General features: G+C 60.0%; 22 protein-coding genes and 1 riboswitch. Of the genes, 18 read left to right on the top strand and 4 right to left on the bottom strand.

All coding sequences use genetic code 11. The annotated features are described in order from the left end of the window. Positions 1–71: 71 nt before the first annotated feature. Together AMM33_RS19015 and AMM33_RS19010 are read right to left on the bottom strand one after the other, a co-directional pair. Positions 72–344 carry a YkgJ family cysteine cluster protein gene (locus AMM33_RS19015; protein WP_090142823.1) on the bottom strand — a complete coding sequence of 91 codons (273 nt, stop codon included), beginning with the start codon at positions 342–344 and terminating at the stop codon, positions 72–74. A gap of 19 nt (positions 345–363) precedes the next feature. Next, the gene (locus AMM33_RS19010) at positions 364–1,527 is read right to left on the bottom strand and encodes a murein transglycosylase A (RefSeq protein WP_228768251.1); all 1,164 of its coding nucleotides are present in this window, start codon (positions 1,525–1,527) and stop codon (positions 364–366) included. Between AMM33_RS19010 and AMM33_RS22695 the strand changes: the two genes are divergently transcribed. Further along, positions 1,526–1,657: a hypothetical protein gene (locus tag AMM33_RS22695; RefSeq protein WP_255350718.1), complete on the top strand. Its 132-nt coding sequence runs from the start codon at positions 1,526–1,528 to the stop codon at positions 1,655–1,657. The two genes, AMM33_RS19010 and AMM33_RS22695, sit on opposite strands and share 2 nt — an antisense overlap. Before the next feature lie 7 nt (positions 1,658–1,664). On the opposite strand, the gene AMM33_RS22150 is transcribed toward AMM33_RS22695, so the two are convergent. Next, positions 1,665–1,829: a hypothetical protein gene (locus tag AMM33_RS22150; RefSeq protein WP_194945574.1), complete on the bottom strand. Its 165-nt coding sequence runs from the start codon at positions 1,827–1,829 to the stop codon at positions 1,665–1,667. 134 nt (positions 1,830–1,963) lie between these two features. Here AMM33_RS22150 and AMM33_RS19005 point away from each other — a divergent pair, with 134 nt between their 5' ends. From AMM33_RS19005 to AMM33_RS18950, 12 genes are all read left to right on the top strand, one after another. Beyond that, a complete protein-coding gene (locus AMM33_RS19005) occupies positions 1,964–3,124 on the top strand; it encodes an efflux RND transporter periplasmic adaptor subunit (RefSeq protein ID WP_090142843.1) in 1,161 nt (386 codons plus the stop codon). Next, positions 3,124–6,198: an efflux RND transporter permease subunit gene (locus tag AMM33_RS19000; protein ID WP_090142842.1), complete on the top strand. Its 3,075-nt coding sequence runs from the start codon at positions 3,124–3,126 to the stop codon at positions 6,196–6,198. The genes AMM33_RS19005 and AMM33_RS19000 overlap by 1 nt, the downstream gene beginning before the upstream one ends. Continuing rightward, entirely contained in the window at positions 6,188–6,574 is a 387-nt protein-coding gene (locus AMM33_RS18995; protein ID WP_090142821.1) for a DUF3240 family protein, read from the top strand. The genes AMM33_RS19000 and AMM33_RS18995 overlap by 11 nt, the downstream gene beginning before the upstream one ends. Then, on the top strand, positions 6,571–7,863 hold the full coding sequence (locus AMM33_RS18990; RefSeq protein WP_090142820.1) for a TolC family protein: 1,293 nt from the start codon (positions 6,571–6,573) through the stop codon (positions 7,861–7,863). The genes AMM33_RS18995 and AMM33_RS18990 overlap by 4 nt, the downstream gene beginning before the upstream one ends. Before the next feature lie 195 nt (positions 7,864–8,058). Then, the gene (hsdR, locus tag AMM33_RS18985) at positions 8,059–10,566 is read left to right on the top strand and encodes an EcoAI/FtnUII family type I restriction enzme subunit R (protein ID WP_090142819.1); all 2,508 of its coding nucleotides are present in this window, start codon (positions 8,059–8,061) and stop codon (positions 10,564–10,566) included. An 85-nt stretch (positions 10,567–10,651) separates the two neighbouring features. After that, the gene (locus AMM33_RS18980; protein WP_090142818.1) at positions 10,652–11,830 is read left to right on the top strand and encodes an AAA family ATPase; all 1,179 of its coding nucleotides are present in this window, start codon (positions 10,652–10,654) and stop codon (positions 11,828–11,830) included. A 60-nt stretch (positions 11,831–11,890) separates the two neighbouring features. Continuing rightward, a complete protein-coding gene (locus tag AMM33_RS18975) occupies positions 11,891–13,360 on the top strand; it encodes a type I restriction-modification system subunit M (protein WP_090142817.1) in 1,470 nt (489 codons plus the stop codon). Beyond that, positions 13,357–15,033, top strand: coding sequence for a restriction endonuclease subunit S (locus AMM33_RS18970; RefSeq protein ID WP_090142816.1), 1,677 nt, complete (start codon positions 13,357–13,359; stop codon positions 15,031–15,033). The genes AMM33_RS18975 and AMM33_RS18970 overlap by 4 nt, the downstream gene beginning before the upstream one ends. Continuing rightward, positions 15,024–15,854 (top strand): DUF6731 family protein, encoded by an 831-nt coding sequence (locus AMM33_RS18965; protein ID WP_090142815.1) that lies wholly within the window; start codon positions 15,024–15,026, stop codon positions 15,852–15,854. Before AMM33_RS18970 ends, AMM33_RS18965 begins: the two co-directional genes overlap by 10 nt. Positions 15,855–15,865: 11 nt before the next feature. Next, positions 15,866–16,288, top strand: coding sequence for a hypothetical protein (locus AMM33_RS18960; protein ID WP_194945573.1), 423 nt, complete (start codon positions 15,866–15,868; stop codon positions 16,286–16,288). An 85-nt stretch (positions 16,289–16,373) separates the two neighbouring features. Next, the gene (locus tag AMM33_RS18955; protein WP_194945572.1) at positions 16,374–17,114 is read left to right on the top strand and encodes a HipA family kinase; all 741 of its coding nucleotides are present in this window, start codon (positions 16,374–16,376) and stop codon (positions 17,112–17,114) included. After that, entirely contained in the window at positions 17,111–17,947 is an 837-nt protein-coding gene (locus tag AMM33_RS18950) for a DUF3037 domain-containing protein (protein WP_090142812.1), read from the top strand. Before AMM33_RS18955 ends, AMM33_RS18950 begins: the two co-directional genes overlap by 4 nt. On the opposite strand, the gene AMM33_RS18945 is transcribed toward AMM33_RS18950, so the two are convergent. Beyond that, a complete protein-coding gene (locus AMM33_RS18945; protein WP_194945571.1) occupies positions 17,935–18,090 on the bottom strand; it encodes a hypothetical protein in 156 nt (51 codons plus the stop codon). The genes AMM33_RS18950 and AMM33_RS18945 overlap by 13 nt on opposite strands. A 256-nt stretch (positions 18,091–18,346) precedes the next feature. On the opposite strand from AMM33_RS18945, the gene AMM33_RS18940 reads away from it, so the two are divergent. From AMM33_RS18940 to AMM33_RS18920, 5 genes are all read left to right on the top strand, one after another. Beyond that, positions 18,347–19,468, top strand: a complete 1,122-nt coding sequence (locus AMM33_RS18940) for an XRE family transcriptional regulator (protein WP_090142810.1) — start codon at positions 18,347–18,349, stop codon at positions 19,466–19,468. After that, on the top strand, positions 19,465–20,067 hold the full coding sequence (locus AMM33_RS18935; protein ID WP_090142809.1) for a hypothetical protein: 603 nt from the start codon (positions 19,465–19,467) through the stop codon (positions 20,065–20,067). Before AMM33_RS18940 ends, AMM33_RS18935 begins: the two co-directional genes overlap by 4 nt. A gap of 17 nt (positions 20,068–20,084) precedes the next feature. After that, positions 20,085–20,185: riboswitch (S-adenosyl-L-homocysteine riboswitch) on the top strand. A gap of 55 nt (positions 20,186–20,240) precedes the next feature. Then, entirely contained in the window at positions 20,241–22,952 is a 2,712-nt protein-coding gene (gene metH / locus AMM33_RS18930; RefSeq protein WP_090142808.1) for a methionine synthase, read from the top strand. 98 nt (positions 22,953–23,050) lie between these two features. Further along, positions 23,051–23,656 (top strand): LemA family protein, encoded by a 606-nt coding sequence (locus AMM33_RS18925; protein WP_090142807.1) that lies wholly within the window; start codon positions 23,051–23,053, stop codon positions 23,654–23,656. After that, entirely contained in the window at positions 23,653–24,648 is a 996-nt protein-coding gene (locus AMM33_RS18920) for a TPM domain-containing protein (RefSeq protein ID WP_228768250.1), read from the top strand. Before AMM33_RS18925 ends, AMM33_RS18920 begins: the two co-directional genes overlap by 4 nt. Position 24,649 lies beyond the last annotated feature (1 nt).

The following is a 24,649-nucleotide window of genomic DNA, read 5'->3' as shown; positions in this document are numbered from 1 at the left end:
GTCATTTCATCGAATGGCAATACGAAACCTTGAGGTTCAAGGTTAAGTGCCTAAGCCAGGCATCCCACCCATCACCCCGGCCGCGTCAATTCCTCCAGCCGCATCAACCAAGCCCGGGCGTGCACCCCGCCGTCTTCCACCGCCCCGCACATCTCCACCGAGGCTTGCAGCTGCCCGCACACCGCAGGCCGTTCGGGTTGCCCAAAAATTTTGCAGCGCAGCTGTTCGTCAAGTTGCACGCAGGGCACGCCCGCTGGTTTGCCGTTGGGCATGCCGGGGATGGGCGAGGAGATGGATGGGGCGGTGCAGCAAGCGGCGCAGCCGGGGCGGCAGGTCAAAGTCATCAGGTTTTGGGCATCCGGCTCAGCGTGGCCACAGGGCCCACATTTGCAGGGGCTGCTTCAGGCGTCCGGCCAGCTCGCCCGCTGCCGGGCCGGAGCCTGCGTAATAGTCGGCCCGCACGGCGCCCACGATGGCTGCGCCCGTGTCTTGCGCCAGCACCAAGCGGTCCAGCGAGGTTTGCGGTCCGGGCGAGCGCAGCCACACCGGCGTGCCGTAAGGAATGCTGCTGCGGTCCACGGCAATCGAGCGCCCGGCTGTCAGCGGCACACCTTGCGCGCCTTTGGGGCCAGGCGGGACTGCATTTGCGGACAAGGCTTCTTCCTTGAAAAACACCACACGCGGGTTTTGCCAGAGCAATTCGTTCACTCGGGACGGGTTGCGCGCGATCCAGTCCTTGATGCCCGGCCAGGAGGCATCGCGGATCAGGCCCTGGTCGAGCAGCCACTTGCCAATGCTTTTGTAGGGTTGATCGTTGGTGCCCCCAAAGGCCAGGCGCACCATGCGCTGTCGGCCATCGGGCTCGGTCACGTTGACCAGGCCGGAGCCCTGGATGTGCAGCACCATCGCATCGACCGGATCGGCCAGATAAACCAGCTCTTTGCCCCGCAAGGCGGCGCGCACGGACGAATTCGTCTCCATCTCTTTGCGCGTGTACCAGGGTTTGCGTCGGGCCAGATCGGCAGGGGCGGCGTACAGCGGCACATTGAACGCGCCACGCGCCAAGCGAGACGCATTGAGCACCGGCTCGTAATAGGCTGTCAGCAAACCCTCGGCCCGCTGGTCGTGCGATTCGACGCGGTAGGGCTGCAGCTTTTGCCGCATCCAGCTGCGCTGGGCTTGCACCGAATCCCCCGCCAACTGCTGCACTTCGGGGCACAGTTGTGCCCAGGGCTTGGTCGGGCGCTGACAGCTTTGCAGCCAGGCGGGCCAGGCTTCGTGCACGGCGTCCGCCTCCACGCCTGGTAGTTCGGACCAGCGCACGGGCACCCAGCGGCTTTGAGCTTGCGTGATCATGGGGGGCAAAGTGGAGGTGTCTTCCACGCTGGCAGGCGGCGGTGGGTAGCCCGAACTGGGCGGGGCTGTTGGCACCGGGGCGGTGCCGCAACCGGCCAGGCTGCCTACAATCGCGGCCACCGCCGCAGCGGCCCACCAGGGCTTGAATCGGAAAAACAGGAGTTGACGCATGGGACTGATTTTGTTGGAAGCTTTGGCTGCAGGCTTGATTTTCGTGCTGATTGTCTGGTGGACCATGTTTTCCGGTCGCCCCAAAGGTGAAAGACCCCAGACAAAGGACAGCTCAGACGAGCCTAAATAACACCGGTTCAATTGCCCTCCCTCTCTAATGGATCGGCGCCACCGCCGCGGTAAACCTTCGCAAACCTTCGCAAACCTCCGCCCATCGCCCCGAGCGGCAGCTCGTATTCAAATACCGCAGCGGGCAGCATGGCATGGTGTGCGGCTGTTGTTGGTTTGAGCTTCAGGGACAAGCGTCTTGTGCTCGCTGGCGCACAAAAAATGCCTGACATTCAGCGGCTTGTCATCTGCGGGTTTTAGACTTGCCAGCTACAACATTCAAAGGCCTGTAGTGAATTGCCTGCTTGATTTTTCGCGCCTGCATCGCATGACAGGCGTTTGCAACGCTGTGTGGGGGCGAGGTTTGGTGTGTCTGCTGGGCGCTGTTTGCCCTGTGCTGGCGGCGATCGCGGCCGAGCCTGTACCCACACCCAACACCCCCATCCGCTGGAGCGCGGCCCAGCAGCAAGCGGCCGGGGTGCAGACCCAGGTGCTCAAGCTGCAGGCCGGGGCGGCGGCGCAGGACATGGTGCTGCAAGGCACGGTGGTCTTGCCGCCGCAGGCCACGCAGGTGCTCAGCGCCACCGTGACGGCGGTGGTGCAGGAGCTGCGCGTGGCGCCGGGCCAGACGCTCAAGGCCGGGCAGGTCGTGGCCCGCCTCATGAGCCCGCAGGTGCTGGAGTGGCAGCGCGAATGGCTGCAAGCCCAGGCGCAGGCCCAGCTGGCCAGCAGCAAACGCCAACGCGATGAAAAACTGTTTGCCGAAGGCATCATTGCCGAGCAACGCGTGCAGGAGTCGCGCAGCCTGGACCAAATGGCGCAGTGGACGCTGCAAGAGCGCACCCAGGCCTTGCGCCTGGCCGGGGCCGACACCCGCCAGCCGCAACTGCAGCCCGAACTGCTGCTGCCCACCCCCTTCGCAGGCACGGTGCTGGAAGTGCTGGCCAGCCCGGGCCAGCGGCTTGAAGCGGGCATGCCCATCCTCAAGCTGGCCCGAGCAGGCGCTTGGAGCATCGAGCTGCAAGCCACCCCCGAGCAGGCCCGCCTGCTGCGCGTGGGGGATCGCCTGAGCTTGCCCGGCTGCCAAGGCCAGGCCCGGGTGGTCAGCGTGGCGCCGCAAGTCAGCGCGGACAACCAGGCCGTTTTGGTGCGCGCTGACTTCAATGCGCCAGACCCGGCGAAGGACGCTTGCCTGCGTCTGAACCAGTTCATCCAGGTGCAGGTCAAAGGCAGTTCGCCGAGCAAGTCCCCTGGCCAGGCACCCGACAGCCTGTGGCTGCCCACGTCCGCAGTGGTGCAGCAAGGCGGCCAGCCGCATGTGTTTGTGCGCACGGCCCAGGGCTTTGCCCTGCAGCCGGTCACGCTGGGCGCCGGGCAGGGCGATCAAAGGCCGGTGCTGGGCGGCATCGCGGCCGGGGCCGAGGTGGTGGTCAAAGGCACGGCCGCGCTCAAGGGCGCCTGGCAGGGCCTGGGCACCGGGGCACCATGATGCTGGCGCGCCTGATTGCGGGGGCGCTGTCGCAGCGCCTGCTCATGGTGGTGTTGTCGCTCATGCTGGTGGCGGGTGGCTACATGGCCCTGCGCGAGCTGCCGATTGACGCCTTTCCCGATGTCTCCAGCACCCAGGTCAAGCTCATCCTCAAGGCACCAGGCATGACCCCGGCCGAGGTCGAGACGCGCATTGTCGCGCCCATCGAGCAAGAGCTTTTGGGTCTGCCGCACCAGGTCATGCTGCGCTCGCAAAGCAAATACGCGATTGCCGACATCACCCTGGACTTTGCCGATGGCACCGACATTTACTGGGCGCGCCAGCAAGTGAGCGAACGCCTGTCGGGCGTCATGGGCGATCTGCCGCAGGGCCTGTCGGGCGGGCTGGCGCCGATCACCACGCCGCTGGGCGAGATGTTCATGTTCACCGTGGAAGGCCCTGCCAGCCTGACCGAGCGGCGCAAGCTGCTGGACACCGTGATCCGCCCGCGCCTGCGCTCGGTGCCCGGTGTAGCCGATGTGAACACCCTGGGCGGCCTGGTGGAAACCTTTGAAGTCGTGCCCCAGCTGGGTGCCATGGCCGCGCGCCATGTGACGCTGGCGCAGCTGCAGCAGGCCCTGGACAGCAACAACCGCAACGACGGCGCAGGCCGTCTGGTGCAGGGCGAAGAATCGCTGCTGGTGCGCAGCGAGGCCAGCGTGCGCACCCTGGACGATGTGCGCGCCATGGCCGTCAGCAGCCAGGGTGGGCAGGCCGTGCGTGTGGCTGATGTGGCCACGGTGCAGCTGGGCAGCCTCACGCGATATGGCAGCGTGACCCGTGACGGCCAGGAAGAAACCGTCGAAGGCCTGGTGCTGGGCCTGCGCGGTGCCAATGCCCAAAAGCTGGTGCACCAGATCAAGGAAGAACTGGCCGCGATAGAAAAAACCTTGCCCCCCGGCATCCGCATCGTGCCCTTTTATGACCGGGGCACGCTGGTCGAGCGTGCCGTCAACACCGTGGTCAAGGCCTTGGCCGAGGCCATCGTGCTGGTGCTGGTGCTGCTTTTGCTGTTTCTGGGCAATGTGCGGGCGGCTTTGGTGGTGGCGCTGATCTTGCCGCTGTCAGCGCTGGCCACCTTTGTGCTCATGCAGCAATGGGGCCTGTCGGCCAACCTCATGTCGCTGGGCGGCCTGGCCATTGCCATAGGCATGCTGGTCGATGCGGCGGTGGTGGTGGTCGAAAACATCGAGGCGCAGCAGGGCCAGTCGGTGCCGGGCTGGCCGCGTGCGCCGCTGCACGGCATTTACCGTGCCACGCACGAGGTGGCCCAGCCGGTGGCCGCTGGGGTGTTCATCATCATGGTGGTGTTTTTGCCGCTGCTGACCTTGCAGGGCCTGGAGGGCAAGATGTTCGCCCCCGTGGCCCTGACCATCGTGTTTGCGCTGGGGGCGTCCTTGCTGCTCTCGCTCACGGTGATTCCGGTGCTGGCCTCATTGCTGCTCAAGCACGGTGCGCACGCCACGCCCTGGCTGGTGCGCAAGCTGGATGCCGCTTACATGCCTGTGCTTGACTGGTCACTGGCCCATGTGCGCTGGGTGCTGATCGCCACTGGCGCGGCGCTGGCGCTGGCCGTGGTCTTGTTCATGGGGGTGGGCAAATCCTTCATGCCGCAGCTCGACGAGGGCGACATCATCATGCAGGTCGAAAAGCTGCCTTCCATCCAGCTGGACCAGTCGAGCCAGACCGACCTGCAGATCCAGCAGCGCATCCTGAAAAACGTGCCCGAGGTGCAAAGCATCGTGGCGCGTGCAGGCTCGGACGAGCTGGGCCTGGACCCCATGGGCCTGAACGAGACCGACACCTTTTTGGTGCTCAAGCCACGCGCCGAATGGCGATTTGCTGACAAGGCACAACTGGTGGACGCCATCCGACAGGCCGCCGAAGGCATGCCCGGCGTGAACCTGAGCTTCACCCAGCCGATTGAGATGCGCACCTCCGAAATGCTCTCGGGCGTGCGCGGCGATCTGGCCGTCAAGGTCTTTGGCCCCGACCCCGCCACCTTGGCCCAGCTGGCCGAGCAGATCGTGCAGACCCTGCAAAGCCTGGACGGCAGCGAAGACGTGATCGCCGCACAAAACAGCGGCGTGCAATACCTGCGCGTGCAGATCGACCGCGTGGCCGCCGGGCGACTGGGCCTGTCGGCGCAAGACATCCAGGGCACGCTACACGCCCTGGTCGAAGGCCAGCGCGTGGGCACCGTCATGCAAGGCATCCGCCGCGTGCCGCTGGTGGTGCGAGGCGATGCCGCGCTGCGCATGTCGCCCGAGCAGTTCAAGCAAGTGCGCCTGCCCATGGCCGGTGGCGGCTCGGTGGCGCTCAGTGATGTGGCCCAGCTCAGCCAGGAAGACGGCCCAGTGCGCATCGAGCGCGAACAGGCCCAGCGCATGACCGTGGTGCGCGCCAATGTGCGCGGGCGCGACCTGGTGGGCTTTGTGCAAGAAGCGCAGGCCACCATCGCGCAAAAGCTCAGCCTGCCGCCGGGTTACAGCCTCAAGTGGGGCGGCCAGTTTGAAAACCAGCAACGCGCCGCCAGCCGCCTGGCGGTGGTGGTGCCGGTGGCGCTGCTGCTGATTTTGGGCATCCTGTTTGCCACGCTGGGCTCGCTGCCCCAGGCCCTGCTGGTGTTTGCCAACATCCCGCTGGCCCTCATTGGCGGCGTGGTGGCCCTGGCCGTCACGGGCGAATACATGTCGGTGCCCGCCTCGGTCGGCTTCATCGCCCTCATGGGCATTGCCGTGCTCAACGGCCTGGTGCTGGTGACCTGCTTCAACCAGCTGGCCGAACGCGGCCTGCCCATTCTGGACGTGGTGCGCCTGGGCTGTCAGCGCCGCCTGCGCCCGGTGTTGATGACCGCCAGCATCACCGGCCTGGGCCTCATCCCCTTGCTGCTGGCCACCGGCCCGGGCTCCGAAATCCAGCGCCCGCTGGCCATCGTGGTCATCGGCGGGCTGGTCAGCTCCACCTTGCTCACCTTGGTGCTGCTGCCCATCTTGTACCGGCATTTTTTTGGAGGCGCACGCCATGCAGCCTGAACACGCCCCCACCCAACGCAATGAACAGCCCGATGTGCTCTTGACCCTGGCCCTGCCGCAGACGCTGGAGGACGACGTGCTGAATGTGTTGGTGGTGCACGCCAGCCAAGCGCTGGGTTTCATGGTGATGGATGCTCAGGGCATGGGCCGCCATGAACACCTGGGCAGCGCCATGGAGCAAATTCTGGGCCGTTCACGCCGCCGCCTGGTGCAAGTGGCCATGCTCCAGCAAGACGTGGCACCGCTGCTGAGCGCCCTGCGCCAGGCCTTGCAAAACCCGGCCATCCGCTACTGGGTTACGCCTCTGCTGGCCTTTGGCCATCTGGGCGCAGAGTCCCCAATGGCGAACCCGACCCCAGCCGGAGTCGCCCAGTGAAGCGCCCTGACCGTTTTTGGCCCCTCGTGCTGAGCCTGAGCGCCAGCACCTGGCTGCCGCTGCATGCCCAAACGGCGGCGGCCCCGCATGCCGCACTGCATGGCCCATCTGTTGGCGCTTGGCGCGCTGCCTTGCCCCCCGCCGAACAAGTGCAGCGCTGGCTGGCCAACCACCCCCAGGTGCGCGCAGCACAGGCCGGCATTGAACTGGCTACGGCCCAAGCCCAGCGCCTGCAAGCCGGGCCGCACGAATGGACGCTCAAAGCCGGTCTGCAGCAACGCAGCGCCGAAGGCAGCGTCGCAAGCCTGCGCGAACACGACCTGGCCATCGAGCGCGGTCTGCGCTGGCCACACAAAAAAGCACAAGACCACCAACTCGGTGAGCTGCTGCAAAGCGAAAGCCAGGCCGCCCGCCAAGACGCCCGCCACGAAACCTCACGTGGCCTGCTGCTCGACTGGTTTGAACTCCTCAAGGCCCGCGCCACCGCCCAGCGCCTGAACGCCCAGCTGGCGCTGGCCGAGCAGCAACTGGCCGGGGTGCGCCAACGCGTGAAAGCGGGTGAAGTGGCCCAGCTCGACCTGCTGGCCGCGCAGGCCGAACAGGCCCGCACCCAGGCGCTGGCCAGCCAGGCCTCGCACCGCGGGCAAGTGCTGCAACGCCAATGGCTCACCCGCTACCCCGAACTGGCCGCGCCCGACACCGCCGCGCTGCCCAGCCCCCAGCCGCCTGACGACGACGCCCCCACCTGGGTCGATCGCATCATGGACCACAACCACGAGTTGGCATTGGCGCAGCTGCGCGCCCAAACCGCCCAGGCCCACGCCGAGCGCCAACAGCAAGAGCGCAGGGCCGACCCGCTGCTGGGTGTGCGCAATGCCAATGAACGCAACGGCGCCGAACGCGTCTGGGGCGTCTACATCAGCCTGCCCATTGGCGGCAGCGCCCGCCAGGCCCAGGCCGCCATCGCCCAGGCCGAAGCCGAGCAAGCCCGCCAACGCCTGACCCTGACCGAGCGCGAAGTGCGCTCCAAAGCGCAGCAAGTTGCCAGCACCGCCTTTGACACCCAGACCACCTGGCAGCAACTGCAACACGCCAGCGCCCAGACCCGCCGCAGCGCCGACCTGCAGTGGCGCGCCTACACGCTGGGCGAAAGCAGCCTGGCCGATGTCCTGCAAGCCCGCCGCCTGGCCCAGGAAGACGCCCAAGCCGCCGAAAACGCCCAACTCGACGCCCTCTACAGCCAAGCCCGCCTCCAACTCGACGCCCACCGCCTCTGGCCCGAAGACTGAACACTGCGGCGGGCTCTCATGGCTCTGCAGCTTGCAGGTCGGCGGCTTCAGGATCGACATGTCAGCCGTGGTGGACTGAGTCCACCACGGCTTTTTGCAGTTGTCAGTGGCCCAATTCAACGTACAAGTCATAAAACGCCGACAAATTGATTAAAAATAGCCTTTCGCCACAAACCACCTTCCACGAGCCCCAGCTTGGACAAGAAACAACTCACCGAGAGCGACATCCGCGCCCGTTTCATCACGCCCGCCATTGAGCAGGCCGGGTGGGACCCGATGACGCAGGTGTTTCATGAGTTTGGTTTGCGGGCAGGGCGCATCAGCGTGCGGGGCAAAACGGCCCACCGCGATCCATCCACCATCCTCAAGGCTGACTACGCCCTGTTCTTCAAGCCCAACATCCCCATCGCGGTGGTCGAGGCCAAAGACAACAACAAACCCATGGGCTCGGGCATGGCCCAGGCCATCCACTACGCCCAGCTCCTTGACGTGCCCTTCAGCTTCTCCAGCAACGGCGACGGCTTTGTGTTCCGCGACGCCACGATGGCCGATGGCGTGCTGGAGAAAAACCTCACCCTTGACGAGTTCCCTTCGCCACAAGAATTGTGGAGCCGCTATTGCACCTGGAAGGGCTGGACGCCCCAAGTGCGCAGCGTGACCGAGCACGACTACTACCCCGGCAAGACCCCGCGCTACTACCAATTCACCGCCATCAACCGCACGGTCGAGGTCATCGCGGGCGGGCAAAAACGCGTACTGTTGGTCATGGCCACAGGCACCGGCAAAACCTACACCGCGTTCCAGATCATCCACCGCTTGTGGAAATCCACCTGGCGCAACGACCCCACCAGCACCAAACCCAAGCGCATCCTGTTTCTGGCCGACCGCAACATCCTGATTGACCAAACCATGGTCAATGACTTTCGGCCTTTCAAAGGCGCGATGGCCAAGCTCAGCCCCAACGCCAAAGGCATCGAAACGGTCAACGCACAAGGCCAGGTTACGGTCGAAGAGGTGGACCTGGCCATCCACAAAACCACCAAGCTGGTGGACAAAAGCTACGAGATTTACCTCTCGCTCTACCAAGCCGTGTCGGGCACCGAAGAAGAACGCAACATCTACAAACAGTTCAGCCCCGACTTCTTTGACCTGATCGTGGTGGACGAGTGCCACCGAGGCAGCGCCAACGAAGACTCGGCCTGGCGCGACATCCTCACCTACTTTGGCAGCGCCACCCAAGTGGGTTTGACCGCCACGCCCAAAGAAACCCAAGACACCTCCAACACCGAATACTTTGGCGAGCCGGTCTACACCTATAGCCTCAAGCAAGGCATCGAAGACGGCTTTTTGTCGCCCTACAAAGTCGTGCGGGTGGACCTGGACAAAGACACCTTTGGTTGGCGGCCCACGCAAGGCATGACCGACAAACACGGCCACCTGATCGAAGACCGCATCTACAACGCCACCGACATGAACCGCAAACTGGTTCTGGAAAAGCGCGACGAAGTGGTGGCCGCCAAGATCACCGAATACCTCAAGGCCACCGACCGCTACGCCAAGACCATCGTGTTTTGCGAAGACATCGACCACGCCGCCCGCATGCGCCAAGCGCTGGCTAATGCCAATGCCGACATTTGCAAAGACCACCCCCACTACGTGGTGCAAATCACGGGCGACAACGCCGAAGGCAAATGCCAGCTCGACAACTTCATCGACCCAGAAAAGCCCTACCCGGTGATCGCCACCACCTCCAAGCTCATGAGCACCGGGGTGGACGCGCAAACCTGCAAGCTCATCGTGCTGGACCAAAACATCAAGTCCATGACCCTGTTCAAGCAGATCATTGGCCGGGGCACCCGTCTGCGCGAAGACCTGGGCAAAACCTGGTTCACCATTCTCGACTTCAAACGCGCCACCGAACTGTTTGCCGACCCCAAGTTTGACGGTGAGCCTGTGCAGATTTACCAGCCCAAATCTGATGAGCCTGTGACACCGCCAGACGAGCTGGCAGGCACACCGGGCATGGCACCTTTGACGACTGGCCAGCCCAATCCACTGACCGACCCCTTTGGCGCACAAGCAGGCGGTTACACCGCGCCCGGAACAGGCGGTGATGCCGAACCCAAGAAATACGTCCTTGGCGGCATGGTCACCGTGGCGGTGGCGCGTGAGCGCGTGCAATACCTCAGCGCCGACGGCAAGCTCATCACTGAAAGCCTGCGCGACTACACCCGCATCAACCTCACCAAGCAATACGACTCGCTCGACAAGTTCCTCCAGGCTTGGAACGACGCCGACCGCAAAGCTGCGCTGGTTGAAGCTCTCGAAAGCCAAGGCGTGCTGATCGACGCGCTGACCGAAGAAGTCGCCCGCACCGGATTGACCAACCTCGACCCCTTCGACCTGCTCTTGCATGTGGCCTACAACCAGCCACCCCTTACCCGTCGCGAACGCGCCAACCGCGTCAAAAAGCGCAACGCCTTCACCCAATACGGCCCCGTGGCCCGCAAGGTGATCGACGCACTGATCGACAAATACGCCGACGAAGGCATTGCCACCATCGAGAGCAACGAAGTCCTGAAGGTCCAACCCTTCACCGACTTCGGCAGCCCGGTTGAACTCATCAAAAGCTTTGGCGGCCGCCCCCAATACCTGGGCGCACTGCACACCCTAGAGCGCGAACTGTATGCAGCGGGCGAATGAATGAGCGCTTGGCTCATGGTCGAATTATCTGAAAATATCCATATATGGATAAAATATCTAAATTCGGATATTAAAGGGTAATTCCATGCTCTACCACGCACGCACCTCCTTGGCAGCAGGCTTGGCCGACGCCCTGCAAGGCAAAACCCCATTCAGCGATGCCCCCAATGGGCTGTTTTTGGCAGCACCACGCCGCACGGGTAAATCCACATTTTTACAAGCTGACCTGATGCCCGAGCTGGCCCGTCGCCAGGTGGTGGGCGTCTATGTGGACCTGTGGGCAGACCAGAACCGTGACCCGGGAGCCTTGATTGCCGAGGCCGTGGGCCGTGCCCTGCTCAAGCAACTGGGGGTGGTGGCCAAAACAGCCCGATCAGCGGGGCTGGAAAGCATCAACGTGGGGGGCATCAAAATTGACACCTCCAAAATCGGCAAAGTCGATGGCACCACCCTGGCTGATGCGCTCAGGGCATTGGTCGAAGCCGCCAAAAACCCGGTGGCCTTGATCATTGACGAAGCACAGCATGCCCTGACCAGTGAAGCCGGTGAAACCGCCATGGCCGCGCTCAAATCGGCGCGTGACCAGCTCAATCGCCCAGGCCAGGTTCAACTCATGTTGGTCATGTCGGGCTCCGATCGTGACAAGTTGCTGAGGTTGGTCAACACCAATGCGGCACCGTTTTATGGCTCTCAAATTCAACGCCTGCCGGAGTTGGGGGCCGAATTCATCGCGCACATTGCCGAACTCATCGTGCGTCAGCGCCCCGAGTTGGCACCGGTCAATGAAGCCATTTTGGGTGAAGCATTTCAGCATTTTGGTCAGCGTCCGCAATTTTTCATGGAGGCTTTAGGTCAAGTGCTCAGCCCCTTGGCCACCGACACCGGTCGGTTTGAAGAAGCCATGCTCGCCAAGGCCCTGCAGCAGCTGCAAGACGACGAAGATCAAATGGCGCGAGATTACGCCGCCTTGAAACCTTTGGAGCAAGCCGTGCTGTGGCGCATGCTGGAACTGGGCACCCGTTTTCGGCCCTATGACGCAGAAGCACTCCAGTTCTACAAAGACAAAACCGGCGACAAAGTCACCGTGGCCAAAGCGCAAAAAGCACTGGAAAGCCTGCGTGCCCACCAGCCCAGCCTGATCTGGAAATCGGCCCGCAGCGAATACACCGTCGAAGACGCCACCATGGCCCGTTGGTACGCGCAACGAATCGCAGCGGGCACTTGGCCGCCCGAGAGCCTGCAGCTCGATTGGCTTGAAGAGTAACGAAGCCGATCAGCGAAATTTCGATACAGAACAACATGGGTCAAGCCCACACCAAAACGCATGTCCAACCTCTCCTCCGTCATCAAATCCATCCAAGACATCATGCGCCAAGACAGCGGCGTGGATGGCGACGCGCAGCGCATCTCGCAGCTCACTTGGCTCTTGTTCCTCAAAGTGTTTGACGCACTCGAAGAAGAGCTGGAGCTGACCCGCGACGATTACAAAAGCCCTATCCCCGAAGCCATGCGCTGGCGCAACTGGGCCACGGACGCCGAAGGCATCACGGGCGATGCCCTGCTGGACTTTGTGAACAACCAGCTCTTTGCCACCCTCAAAAGCCTGAGCGGTGACGCCCAGCGCAACCCCCGTGGCTATGTGGTGCGCGGCGTGTTTGAAGACGCCTACAACTACATGAAAAGCGGTCAGCTGCTGCGCCAAGTCATCAACAAACTCAACGCGATTGACTTCAACCGCCAGGCCGAGCGCCACCAGTTCAACGACCTCTACGAAAAAATCCTCAAAGACCTGCAAAGCGCAGGCAACGCGGGCGAGTTCTACACGCCCCGCGCCGTGACGCAGTTCATGGTGGACATGGTCAACCCCCAGCTGGGCGAGCGCGTGATGGACCCGGCCACTGGCACAGGCGGCTTTCTGGTCTGCGCCATCGAACACCTGCGCAAACAAGTGCACAACACCGCAGAAGAAGCCACCCTGCAAAACAGCATCTTGGGCGTTGAGAAAAAACAAATGCCCCACATGCTGTGCGTGACCAACCTCATGCTGCACGGCATCGAGGTGCCCAGCCTGGTCCGCCACGACAACACCCTGGCCCGCCCACTGCGCGACTACACCCCAGCCGACCGCGTGGACGTGATCCTGACCAACCCGCCCTTTGGCGGCATTGAAGAGCCGGGCATCGAACAAGGCTTTCCGGCCGATGTGCGCACCAAAGAAACGGCAGACCTGTTTTTGGTGCTCATCAAACACATCCTCAAAACCAATGGCCGCGCCGCGCTGGTGCTGCCCGACGGCACGCTGTTTGGCGAAGGTGTGAAGACCCGCATCAAAGAACAACTGCTGGACGAGTGCAACCTGCACACCATCGTGCGCCTGCCCAATGGCGTGTTTGCGCCCTACACCGGCATCAAAACCAACCTGCTGTTCTTCACCAAAGGCAAGCCCACCGAACACGTTTGGTACTACGAACACCCCTACCCAGCGGGCGTGAAGAACTACAACAAAACCAAGCCCATCCGCATCGAAGAGTTTGACGCCGAAAAAGCCTGGTGGGGCCTTGAAGCCGATGGCTTTGCCTCCCGCGTGGAAAACGAACGCGCATGGAAGGTGAGCATTCAGCAGATCAAAGCCGCCAACTACAACCTCGACCAAAAGAATCCCCACGCCGCCGAAGTGGTGAGCCACGACCCCGAGCAACTGCTGGCCGACTACGCACGCCTGCAACTTGAGGCCCAAAGCCTGCGCGACCAACTCAAAAGCATCCTCGCCCAATCGCTGGGAGCCAAAGCGTGAGCGCAGTGCTGACGGCGCAAGCACCACTGGTGCAGCATTTCGATTTGATCGCCCAAGCCCCCGGCGGCGTGGCCCGTCTGCGCGAACTTATCTTGATGCTGGCCGTGCAAGGCAAGCTGGTGCCGCAAGACCCGAGTGATGAACCGGCGAGCGAACTGCTCAAGAAAATCAGGGCTGAGATTGCGGATGATGAGACGCCGTTTGAGTTGCCAGATGGTTGGCAATGGGTCCGTCTAAATGCGCTGCTTCAAAAAATTGGCGCTGGCAGTACACCTCTTGGTGGAAAAGAGGTTTATGTCTCGTCTGGCGTGAAGTTTTTGCGATCGCAAAACGTTTGGGACGATGGGCTAAGGCTTTCTTCTGTGGCCTACATCAGACCAGAGACTCACGCCAAGATGGCTGGCACTGTCGTGCTTCCGAACGATCTACTGTTCAACATCACTGGTGCATCTATTGGACGATGTGCGCTGGTTCCGTCTGACTTTGATGAAGCGAACGTTAGTCAGCACGTCACGATTGTGCGAACAGTCTTGCCTGTGTTGAACGCATTTCTTCATAATGTACTCGTTTCACGGCATGTGCAACAAACGGTCATGGATGTGCAGGTGGGTGTGTCACGCGAAGGCTTGAGCATTGCAAAGCTCGGCAACTTTTTGATTCCAGTGCCGCCACTCGCCGAACAATCCCGCATCGTCACCCGCGTTGAAGAACTGATGCAGCTGTGCGACGCCCTCGAAGCCAGCGGCCAGCTCGAAGCGCAGCAACACGCCCAACTCGCGGGCACCCTGCTGGGCACGCTCATTCAAAGCGAAACGCCCGAGGCGCTGGCCGACAACTGGCAACGCATAGCCACCCACTTCGACCTGCTGCTCGACCGCCCCGAAGCCGTAGACGCTCTCGAACAAACCATCCTCCAACTCGCAGTCCGCGGCCTTCTCGTCCCCCAAGACCCTAACGACGAGCCCGCAAGCAGCCTCCTGCAAAAAATCCGCACCGAAAAAGACCGCCTCATCGCCCAAGGCAAGATCAAACGCGACAAACCCCTGCCGCCGATCACTGATGAAGAAAAACCGTTTGAATTGCCTCTGGGGTGGGAGTGGGTGCGTCTTGGTGAAGTAGCTGATAACCGGCTAGGGAAGATGTTGGATAAAGCCAAAAACACGGGAAAGCGATATCCATACCTTCGAAATACAAATGTGCAGTGGCGATACATTGATCTCGACGACATCAAAGAAATTAGTCTTGAGGAAAGCGAGTTAGACGAGTTTCTACTTGTGCCTGGTGATCTGTTGATTTGTGAAGGCGGATACCCAGGCCGATGTGCAATTTGGGACCACCCAGAGCGAAAAATGTATTTTCAAAAAGCGCTACATCGTGTGCGGCCAAGAGCTGGCATTGCAGTAGAGCTAATCGCCATTTCATTGGAGGTCGACTCAAAGTCTGGAGAATTGGACTCCTACTTCACAGGCGCGACGATCAAGCATTTTGTCGGCCAAGCACTTGACCGCTACGTGTTTCCACTGCCACCACTTGATGAGCAAATCCGCATCCTCTCACGTGTCAATGAATTGCGAAAAATTTGTACCGTCTTGCGTCAAAGGATGGTTGCTAGTCGTGCATTGCAGTCGCACTTGGCAGAGGTTTTTCAGGGAGATAACTACAAATGGCATTAAAGAGTTTTAAGGTTTTTTTCACACGAACTTCCGTGGGGCAAGATGGCATTCCATTGGCGTCAGGCATTCAAGCTGCAGTAATGGAGCACGGCAGCAATTTACCGACTATCGATTTGAGTGGTGACAAATTCCAGATTCGTGGTTTGTCCAAAGTGGGATCTGTTTGGAGAGGAACGTTTGTCAAGTTGCGCGATGATGCGCCTCACGTTGTTGCGGCTGACGATCAAGAGCGCGAATTAGATTTGGAAGAAGGCGATCACCTTATCGAAAAATGTCACTTTATATACCGTGAGCGTGGAAACGTCCTTGTCTGGCAGGCTAATCGTTCGGCGGGCGGATTGAGTCGAGTAGAAGATTATTTAAGCGCGTTGCTTGAACAGGTTGTCACATTGCCGTATGTGATGAATGACGCTGAAATCGAACAAGTTTTGCGTGGCAATCTTTATGAATTAGATTTCGCGTATGACCGCCCTGAAGCGCCAACTAGGCAATCACCTAGGTGGCATCAGGAGGCGTTTGACATGATGTCTGGTGTTGATGCGGCTCATGCAAAGTTCACTTTGCGTGCCCCTCGCGGAGGATCACTCGCTGACCGGACAAAGCAAATGGTGCGCGAGATGATTCCAGCCCTTGGTGTGAGCAAAGTGCGCGTCAAGCTGACAGAAGATAAAGAGCTGATAGAACTCTTTATGGCACCACTTAAGGACGAAATCCGTGTTGAGATGATCGGACGTTACCCAATCCCCTTGCATGTGTTTGGAGCCTTAGAGCAAGCATATGACCGATGCAGGGGCGATATTCCAAGAATATCTACAACGTAAAGGAGCATGTCATGCAACCGCTCTTTATTCCTTTGTTAATAGGTGCAGCCGCATCTAGTGCATGTTGGTTTTGGGACGTCTATCCGTCATTTAAAGAAGAGGCAACGCTGAGCGCTTTCGGAGGCTCTGTTGCATCAATTAGTACAACGATGCTTGGTTTTCTTTTGGCGGTCTTGGCTGTGTTGGCAAGTATCAGTCACACGCATCTGCTCAAAGTGATGCGCGAACAAGGCTACTACCGCGATTTGCTAGACACGATGTTGATTGGATTTTTACTTTTCTTGTTTTGTGCGATCTCTGGTTTTGGATTGCTTTTTGGAATCCAACTCACGCCCAAGATCGGATTCATGCTGGTTGGGTTGCATACAGCCGCAGTGATGTCTTTGCTCGACATAGGACGAAAGCTCTGGCTGGTTCTTCGTAATTTGAAGTAAGCAGAAATTGCATGCTCTTTCAGCACTCCATCAATCAATCACGAGTTAGGGCAGCCACATTGACCTATAAGATGGCGCAATGAGTATGAATCAGCCCGTTGTCGTCATCGAAGAGGTGATCAGTCGTTCCCATCAAGGTGCGACCAAGCCGTTCATTTGCCGTGGCGAGGATGGTTTGATTTATTACGTCAAGGGGATTGGCGCTTCGCGGCACAGTCAGGTGGCTGAGTGGGTTTGCGCCCAGTTGGCTACGGCGTTTGGGTTGCCCCTTGCGGATTACGCCTTGGCCGATGTGCCCCAAGCCTTGATTGATGCCAAGGTACGTGCAGATATTCGTGAGTTGGGTGCCGGCTTGAGTTTTGCATCTTGCCAATTGCCGCATGCGCAAGAGTTCAGCATCAGCATGGCAGACCGTGTTTGGGATGATCTCGCCATGGATGTTTTGGTGTTTGACTGGTGGGTTCGCAACGACGATCGCAAGCTCACCCATCTAGGCGGTAACGTTAATCTCTTATGGGATGTGCGTGCAGATGAATTGAAAGTCATTGACCACAATCTCGCTTTTGATCGGAATTTCAAGCCAGATGAATTCTTGGCTGGACATGTGTTCCGTGAACATTGGAACCGGGTTTTTGGTGACCTGGATCTGAGGCAGCACTATCTGAGCCGTATAGAGGGCTGTCTCCAGAACTTGGCTGCGCTGCGTGATAGCATTCCGGATTCCTGGTGGTGGCTGGACGAGGATGTCCCTGCTGATGTCACCTGGGATGAGATTGAAGTTGTTTTACTCCGCGCCCGCCAACCTCAATTCTGGGACTGCCAATGACCAAGTTTGCTTGCCAATACGCTTTGCTGCGTTTCCGCCCGTTTGCGGAGACGGGTGAGTTTGCGAACGTCGGTATTGTGTTGCTGGCACCGGAGGCCCGCTTTTTTGGGTTCAGACTGTTGAATCGTTATGGACGGATCACCCAGTTTTTCAAAGAACTGGATAAAAAGGTTTACCTAAACGGTCGGGAGTTGTTCAAAGAAGAGTTGGAGCGATTTGCAGCCCAGTTACGAAAACTGGCGTTGGATGGTCGCAAGACCGTACCCGATGTGCGCTTGGCCGTTGATCTGTTTGCCGAGTTGGTGCGTCATCGCGAGGCGATTCTTCAGTTTGATGAGCGCCGTGTTGTTCTGGCAGATGACCCCAAAGCCAAACTCAATGCGCTGTATGACTATTACGTTGAGCGAAATTTCGTCACCAAAGAGTACCAAGAGCGATTGATGGAAAGCAGCATTCGCAAGTTACTTTTCAGCGCTCGGTTAGGTGAAAACTACCGCCAAGAAAAGCTGGGTGATGCCGATTTTGCGGTGAACTTTCCATTCGTTCGCATGGCCGAAGGACACGCAGATCGGGTCATCAAGCCTTTGTATTTGGCTCAGAACGACACCACCAAAATCATCACCCACGGTGGTCAATGGGTCGACAAGATTCGCCGCTTACGCAAACGCCAGGCGCTGCCTGAGAGCGTGATGTTTCCTGTCACTGCTCCTGCTTTTGATACAAGGGCTTATCGGGCTTTTGAGGAAATCAGTGAAGACTTGGCAGCAGAGCGCGTGCAAATCGTCACGGCTGTCAGCGATCAGCAGATTCTTGAGTTCGCTCAGGCACATTGATCCGGGCTTGCTTGATAGACCGTGCGGGTCTTGTCTAAAAGCGCGCAAAGCTGAATCAGGTTTGGCAAAGAAAGTCCCGTTTTCTCGGCTAAGCCATTGATTTGTTTGATGTCTAAATTCTTTGCGTCGATAAATTTAGACATGAATCTAGTCGGATCAACGCTGAACATGCATGCCGAGCTAAAGAAAAACCCCCAAGCAGCTTGACGCCGAAGCGCTACGCCGAAGGGGGCCGTGTAGCAAGGATTTTACAAAAATGAAACAAGCGCCTGCCAACCCCGCGCCACCAAGTGGCGTCATACGGTGGCGCTGTTGAAGGCGGTGTTTATGAATTGGAACTGCACGAGAAAAGTTGATTAAAGTTGATTTATCACGTTTGTGATGCATAATTCCCCGCCTATGCAAAAAGTTATCCACAGCGAAAACATCAAGCAATCACTGCAAGCGCGTGGGTGGAAGCAAAAAGACCTGGCCGAAGCGCTGGGGGTCACGGCGCAGTCGGTGACCAACTGGCTCAGGGGTTCAGACTTTCCTCGGCCTGACAAATTGCTCAAACTGGCCACCACTTTGCAGCTGGGTTTTGACAAGCTGGTCAAAACCGACACGGTCGGCCAGCCTGTGGTCGCGTTCCGCAAAAAAGCAGGGGCCAAAACCACCGACGCCCACATTGACAAAGCTATGGTGATGGGCGCCTTGCTCAAGGCATTGGTGCCTTTCTTGCCACCCATGCCTGCCTTGCGACTGCAATTGACGGCACCCAGCACCGATTACGAGCCTTTGCAGACGGTGGTCAGCCAAGTCCGTGCGCGTTTGGGTCTGGGTGAAGAGGCCACCGTGGCGTATCACGACCTGATTGGTGAATTTGCGGCCAATGGCGCAGTGGTCGCCCCCGTGCTGTGGGGGCAAAAACAGAACCACAAAAACGCATTGCATATCTTGTTGCCTCAAGAGAATGTCACGTTCATCTTTTTGAACCTCGACACCCATCAGGAAGACTTCAAGTTCTGGATGGCGCACGAGCTGGCACATGTCTACACCCCCGATTTGGCGGGCAAAGATGCAGGAGAAGACTTTGCCGATGCCTTTGCAGGAGCATTGCTGTTCCCTCGGGCGGTGGCACGCAAGACCTATGAACACGCCAGGACCGGGACCAAAACGGCTGAAGGCAAGGTGTTGACGGATCAAGCCAAGGCTTATGGCATTTCTCTTTTCAGTGTGTTCTCAGAGGTGAACAGGTATGCCGATTCGGAGGGTTTGCCGCCACTTCGTCACACACAAGAGCAAATCCACCAGATGCGCCAGATTCAGCGTGGCAAAACCATGAGCGAAGAGTTGTTTGCACCCGTGCAGACAGCGCCCGGGGCATACATCGCTGCAACGAAGAACACCTTCAAGAGTGCGTTTTTCGAGTCGTTGCAGAAGATGATTAAAAACAAAGAAACAGGGACGGGCTATATCCAACAGGTGATGGACATACCCATGCAAGACGCGATAGCACTGCATGGGGAGTTGATGGATTGACGACGCTTGTCCTGCTCGATACCAATACTTACCTTCGGCTGGCCAAGCGCGTAAGGCCCTTTGTTGGGTTGAAGTTCGGGCAGATGCCTTATGTACTGACCATCCTCAAAGTCACCGAAGACGAGGTGCACCGCAACCCGCATCTGCAGTTTCGCAATCCGTGGTTTGACCAGACCGAGCATGCGCAAGAGCGGATCGCCAAACAGGTCAGGTTGACCGCTTCTGAAAAGGCTCAAGTTGAAGCCGCGCAGAGTATTTTGCTGGGCTGGGCTCGGATGGATTTGGACAGATTCACTTCTTATGGGCGGTCACCACCAGGGGAAGCTGATTGCTGGTTGCTGGCGTTTGGTCAAGTCAGGCCTGCTGTTGTTGTGACCGATGACTTGGGCATGCACGAGTTGATCAAGGATTTTCCAGACATGAAGGTCTGGCATGGCTACGAGTTACTGGCCAAGCTTCGGACGGCCAAGGTGGTGGATGATGCATTGATTCGTGCCATTTACGAGGCGCTGGAAGCGAATGGCGATATGACCCGAACTTGGCGGGATGCCAAGCACACGACATTCAAGAGAGTCTTTGGTTCAGGGCCGAGGGTCTGAACGGTTAAAATCCCGACCTCCCCAAGGAGCGTTGCAGCCCGCCGCCTTTCAGGCGCAGCAGGTCAGGCTTGGGGCCGTTCAATGTCTGAATGATCTTGCACAACGACGCTCACCTGTAAGCCCAAGGTGAGCCTGTGTCTGTTGTCGCGTCTTCCATCGTGTCTGTTCCCCCCATGAAATTGTCCGGTCTGGAGCCTGTCTCCATCGGCACCGGTTCGCTGTTTGTCAACGTGGGTGAGCGCACCAACGTGACCGGCTCCAAGGCTTTTGCCCGCATGATCTTGAACGGCGAGTACGAGCAGGCTTTGGCCGTGGCGCGTCAGCAGGTCGAAAACGGTGCGCAGGTCATCGACGTGAACATGGACGAAGCCATGCTCGACAGCCAGGCGGCCATGGTGCGGTTTTTGAACCTGATGGCCGGAGAGCCCGACATCGCCCGCGTGCCGGTGATGGTGGATTCGAGCAAGTGGACCGTGATCGAAGCCGGTTTGCGCTGCATTCAGGGCAAGGGCATCGTCAACTCGATCAGCATGAAAGAGGGCTTGGATGAGTTCAAGCGCCAGGCCAAGCTGGTCAAGCGCTATGGCGCGGCTGCGGTGGTCATGGCGTTTGATGAAAAAGGTCAGGCTGACACCTACGAACGCAAGATCGAAATTTGCGAACGCGCTTACCGCGTGCTGGTGGACGAGGTGGGCTTTCCGCCCGAAGACATCATTTTTGACCCCAACATTTTTGCGATTGCCACCGGCATCGAAGAGCACAACAACTACGCAGTGGACTTCATCGAAGCCACGCGCTGGATCAAGCAGAACCTGCCGGGCGCCAAGGTCAGCGGTGGTGTGTCGAACGTGAGCTTTTCATTCCGCGGCAACGACCCGGTGCGAGAAGCGATACACACCGTGTTCCTGTACCACGCGATCAAAGCGGGCATGGACATGGGCATCGTGAACGCCGGCATGGTCGGTGTGTACGACGACCTGGAGCCCACCTTGCGCGAACGCGTGGAAGACGTGGTGCTGAACCGCCGCCCTGATGCGGGCGAGCGTTTGGTGGAAGTGGCCGACAGCGCCAAGGGCGCGGCCAAAGACGAGACCACCAAGCTGGCCTGGCGCGGCACGCCCGTTGCGCCCGTGAACGTGGCGCAGCGCTTGAGCCACTCGCTGGTGCATGGCATCACCGACTTCATCAGCGACGACACCGAAGAGGCCTACCAAGAGATTCTGGCCAAAGGCGGGCGCCCCTTGCATGTGATCGAAGGCCCGCTGATGGACGGCATGAATGTGGTCGGGGACCTGTTTGGCCAAGGCAAGATGTTCTTGCCGCAGGTGGTCAAGAGCGCCCGCGTGATGAAGCAGGCCGTGGCGCATTTGCTGCCCTACATCGAAGCTGAAAAACTCGCGCAAGAAGCCGCTGGTGAAGACGTGAAAGCCAAAGGCAAAATCGTGATCGCCACCGTCAAGGGCGATGTGCACGACATCGGCAAGAACATCGTCACGGTGGTCTTGCAGTGCAACAACTTCGAAGTGGTGAACATGGGCGTGATGGTGCCCTGCCACGAAATTTTGGCCAAGGCTAAAGAAGAAAACGCCGACATCATTGGCCTGTCGGGCCTGATCACGCCGAGCCTTGAAGAGATGCAGTACGTGGCCGCAGAGATGGAAAAAGACCCGTATTTCCGCGAGCGCCAAATGCCCTTGTTGATTGGCGGCGCCACCTGCAGCCGCGTGCACACCGCCGTGAAAATCGCGCCCAACTACACCGGCCCCGTGGTCTATGTGCCCGACGCGTCGCGCAGCGTGGGTGTGGCGCAGGGCTTGTTGTCTGAGCAAGCGGCCAAGTTCATTGCCGAGCTGAATGCCGACTACGCCAAAGTGCGCGAGCAGCACGCGGGCAAAAAGCAAACCCCCATGTGGACGCTGGCGCAGGCCCGCGCCAACAAGACACCCATCGACTGGTCACAAGGCGTGCCCGCCGCGCCCAAGTTCATTGGCCGCCGCATATTCAAAAATTACGACTTGGCCGAGATCGCGCAGTACATCGACTGGGGCCCCTTCTTCCAGACTTGGGACTTGGCCGGGCCTTTCCCTGCGATCCTCGATGACGAAGTGGTGGGCGAGCAGGCGCGCAAGGTCTTTGCCGATGGCCAGGCCATGCTGCAAAAAATCATCGACGGCCGCTGGGTCACGGCCAACGCCGTGCTGGGCCTGTACCCCGCCAACAGCGTGAATGACGATGACATTGCCCTCTACACGGACGAGACTCGCCAGCAAGTCGCCATGACCTGGCGCGGCCTGCGTCAACAAACAGAAAAACACATGATCGATGGTGTCATGCGCCCCAGCCGTTGTCTGGCCGACTTTGTCGCCCCGCAAGGCACAGCGCCAGACCATGTCGGCGTGTTCGCCGTCACGGCAGGCATCGGCGCCGACAAACGCGCCGCCGCCTTTGAAGCCGCGCACGACGACTACAGCGCCATCATGCTCAAGTCACTGGCCGACCGCCTGGCCGAAGCCTTGGCCGAGTGCCTGCACAAAAAAGTGCGCACCGACCTGTGGGGCTATGCCGCAACCGAGGCGCTGAGCAACGAAGAACTCATTGCAGAAAAATACCAGGGCATCCGCCCCGCACCCGGCTACCCCGCCTGCCCCGACCACAGCGCCAAACAAGCCATGTTCGACCTGCTGCAATGTCAGGACATCGGCATGGGCCTGACAGAAAGCCTGGCCATGACGCCTGCAGCCAGCGTGAGCGGCTTCTACATCGCCAACCCCGATGCGCAGTACTTCAACGTAGGCAAGGTCGGTGACGACCAGGTGCAAGACCTCGCGCAGCGCAGCGGCGTGGAGGTCAAGGCCCTGCAGCGCCTGCTGGCCCCTAACCTCTGAAACCTTTGGAAACTGCCTAAACCTGTGCGCACCGCACAGGCCGCAGAAGGTGGATGCGTTAAGCTTTTCCCTTGTTGTCACACTTGGAGAGATGCCACATGAACCGATTTGCCACCCGAGCCAGCGCCTGGCTCGCATCACTGGCCTTGGCCCTCAGCCTGACCGGCTGCGGTTACAACGATTTCCAGCGCCTGGATGAGCAGACCACTTCTGCCTGGTCCGAAGTGCTCAACCAGTACCAGCGCCGAGCCGATCTGGTGCCCAACATCGTGGCCACCGTCAAGGGCGAGGCCAATTTTGAGCAGGAAACATTGACCCAGGTGATCGAAGCGCGGGCCAAGGCCACGAGTTTCCAGATCACCCCCGAGGTGCTCACCAATCCGCAGGCGATGCAGCAGTTTCAGGCCATGCAGGGGCAACTTTCCAGCGCCTTGTCGCGCTTGATGGTGGTGTCTGAGCAGTATCCCAACCTCAAGGCCAACCAGGGTTTTGCGGATTTGCGTGTGCAGCTCGAAGGCACCGAAAACCGCATCACCGTGGCGCGCAACCGCTACATCGCTGCGGTGAAAGACTACAACGTCTTAGCTCGCAGTTTTCCCACCAACTTGACGGCCAAGGTGTTCGGCTACGCGCCCAAGGCCAACTTCACGGTGGCCAACGAAGCGGCCATCAGCGCGCCGCCCAAGGTGGACTTCGGCAAGTGACCCAACCCCACATGCCCCAACCTGGGCCGATGGGCGGGGTCAACGCTCAGGCCCTGCCCAAGGGTTTGACCCGGCTGTTGTTGGCTGTGTGGGCTTGGGTCATCTTGAGCTTGTCGCCCGCATGGGCCCAAGCACTCGTGCCCGTGCCACCCCTGACCGCTCGGGTCATGGACCAGACCGGCACCTTGGCCGCCGCCGATGTGGCGGCTCTGGAGCAGCAACTCAAGACCTTTGAACAGCAACGCGGCACCCAGATCGTGGTGCTGGTGCTGCCCAGCACCGCGCCCGAGGACATCGCCGACTTCACGCAACGTCTGGGCGACGCCTGGAAAATCGGTCGCCGCCAGGTGGGCGATGGTTTGCTGCTGGTGGTGGCCCTGAACGACCGCCGTTTGCGCATAGCGCCAGCCAAGTCGCTGGAAGGCGCGGTGCCCGACTTGGCGGCCCAACGCATCATTGACCAGGTGATCACACCAGCCTTTCGCCGGGGGGATGTGGCGGGTGGCTTGCGTGAAGGATTGACGCACCTGCAAGCCCGCATCGAGGGCGAGGCTTTGCCCTTGCCCGAGACAGGCGTTCAAGGTGCCCAAACCGCTGGGGATGCCGGGGTGGATTGGCTCAACCTGGTCGTGTTGTTGCTGGTGGCTTTGCCGGTCGTGGCGGGCGTGCTGCGCCGGGTGCTGGGGCAGCGCTTGGGCGCATTGGCCAGCGGGGGCGTGGTCGGTGTTGTGGTTTGGAGCATGACCGGTCTGCTCTGGCTGGGGGGCATCGCCGCCATGCTGGGCCTGATGTCGGCGCTGTTCATGCAGGCCCTGCCCAGTGCTGCAGTGCGGCGCAGTCAGAGCCGTGGGCGTGGCGGTGATTTTTCCGGTTGGGGTGGCGGCCACGGTGGTCACGGCGGCTGGGGCGGGTCGGGTGGCTCCAGCGGCGGTGGGTTTTCGTCGGGCGGCGGTGGTGATTTTGGGGGCGGTGGTGCCTCCGGGAGCTGGTGAC

The organism is Limnohabitans sp. DM1 (assembly GCF_001269385.1).
Lineage (GTDB): Bacteria > Pseudomonadota > Gammaproteobacteria > Burkholderiales > Burkholderiaceae_C > Limnohabitans_A.
Note: the sequence above shows the minus strand (reverse complement) of the source record. Positions and strands in the feature narration are given on the sequence as shown.

What these genes read in the sequence shown, in the direction of transcription:
- AMM33_RS19000 (WP_090142842.1), top strand. Translation starts at nt 3,124, where the DNA reads ATGCTGGCGCGCCTGATTGCGGGGGCGCTGTCGCAGCGCCTGCTCATG.
- AMM33_RS18945 (WP_194945571.1), bottom strand. Translation starts at nt 18,090, where the DNA reads ATGTCTAAATTTATCGACGCAAAGAATTTAGACATCAAACAAATCAAT.
- AMM33_RS22695 (WP_255350718.1), top strand. Translation starts at nt 1,526, where the DNA reads ATGGGACTGATTTTGTTGGAAGCTTTGGCTGCAGGCTTGATTTTCGTG.
- AMM33_RS19010 (WP_228768251.1), bottom strand. Translation starts at nt 1,527, where the DNA reads ATGCGTCAACTCCTGTTTTTCCGATTCAAGCCCTGGTGGGCCGCTGCG.
- metH (WP_090142808.1), top strand. Translation starts at nt 20,241, where the DNA reads ATGAAATTGTCCGGTCTGGAGCCTGTCTCCATCGGCACCGGTTCGCTG.
- AMM33_RS18960 (WP_194945573.1), top strand. Translation starts at nt 15,866, where the DNA reads ATGCAACCGCTCTTTATTCCTTTGTTAATAGGTGCAGCCGCATCTAGT.
- AMM33_RS19015 (WP_090142823.1), bottom strand. Translation starts at nt 344, where the DNA reads ATGACTTTGACCTGCCGCCCCGGCTGCGCCGCTTGCTGCACCGCCCCA.
- AMM33_RS18925 (WP_090142807.1), top strand. Translation starts at nt 23,051, where the DNA reads ATGAACCGATTTGCCACCCGAGCCAGCGCCTGGCTCGCATCACTGGCC.
- AMM33_RS18955 (WP_194945572.1), top strand. Translation starts at nt 16,374, where the DNA reads ATGAATCAGCCCGTTGTCGTCATCGAAGAGGTGATCAGTCGTTCCCAT.
- AMM33_RS18965 (WP_090142815.1), top strand. Translation starts at nt 15,024, where the DNA reads ATGGCATTAAAGAGTTTTAAGGTTTTTTTCACACGAACTTCCGTGGGG.
- AMM33_RS18950 (WP_090142812.1), top strand. Translation starts at nt 17,111, where the DNA reads ATGACCAAGTTTGCTTGCCAATACGCTTTGCTGCGTTTCCGCCCGTTT.
- AMM33_RS18980 (WP_090142818.1), top strand. Translation starts at nt 10,652, where the DNA reads ATGCTCTACCACGCACGCACCTCCTTGGCAGCAGGCTTGGCCGACGCC.
- AMM33_RS18995 (WP_090142821.1), top strand. Translation starts at nt 6,188, where the DNA reads ATGCAGCCTGAACACGCCCCCACCCAACGCAATGAACAGCCCGATGTG.
- AMM33_RS18975 (WP_090142817.1), top strand. Translation starts at nt 11,891, where the DNA reads ATGTCCAACCTCTCCTCCGTCATCAAATCCATCCAAGACATCATGCGC.
- AMM33_RS18940 (WP_090142810.1), top strand. Translation starts at nt 18,347, where the DNA reads ATGCAAAAAGTTATCCACAGCGAAAACATCAAGCAATCACTGCAAGCG.
- AMM33_RS19005 (WP_090142843.1), top strand. Translation starts at nt 1,964, where the DNA reads ATGACAGGCGTTTGCAACGCTGTGTGGGGGCGAGGTTTGGTGTGTCTG.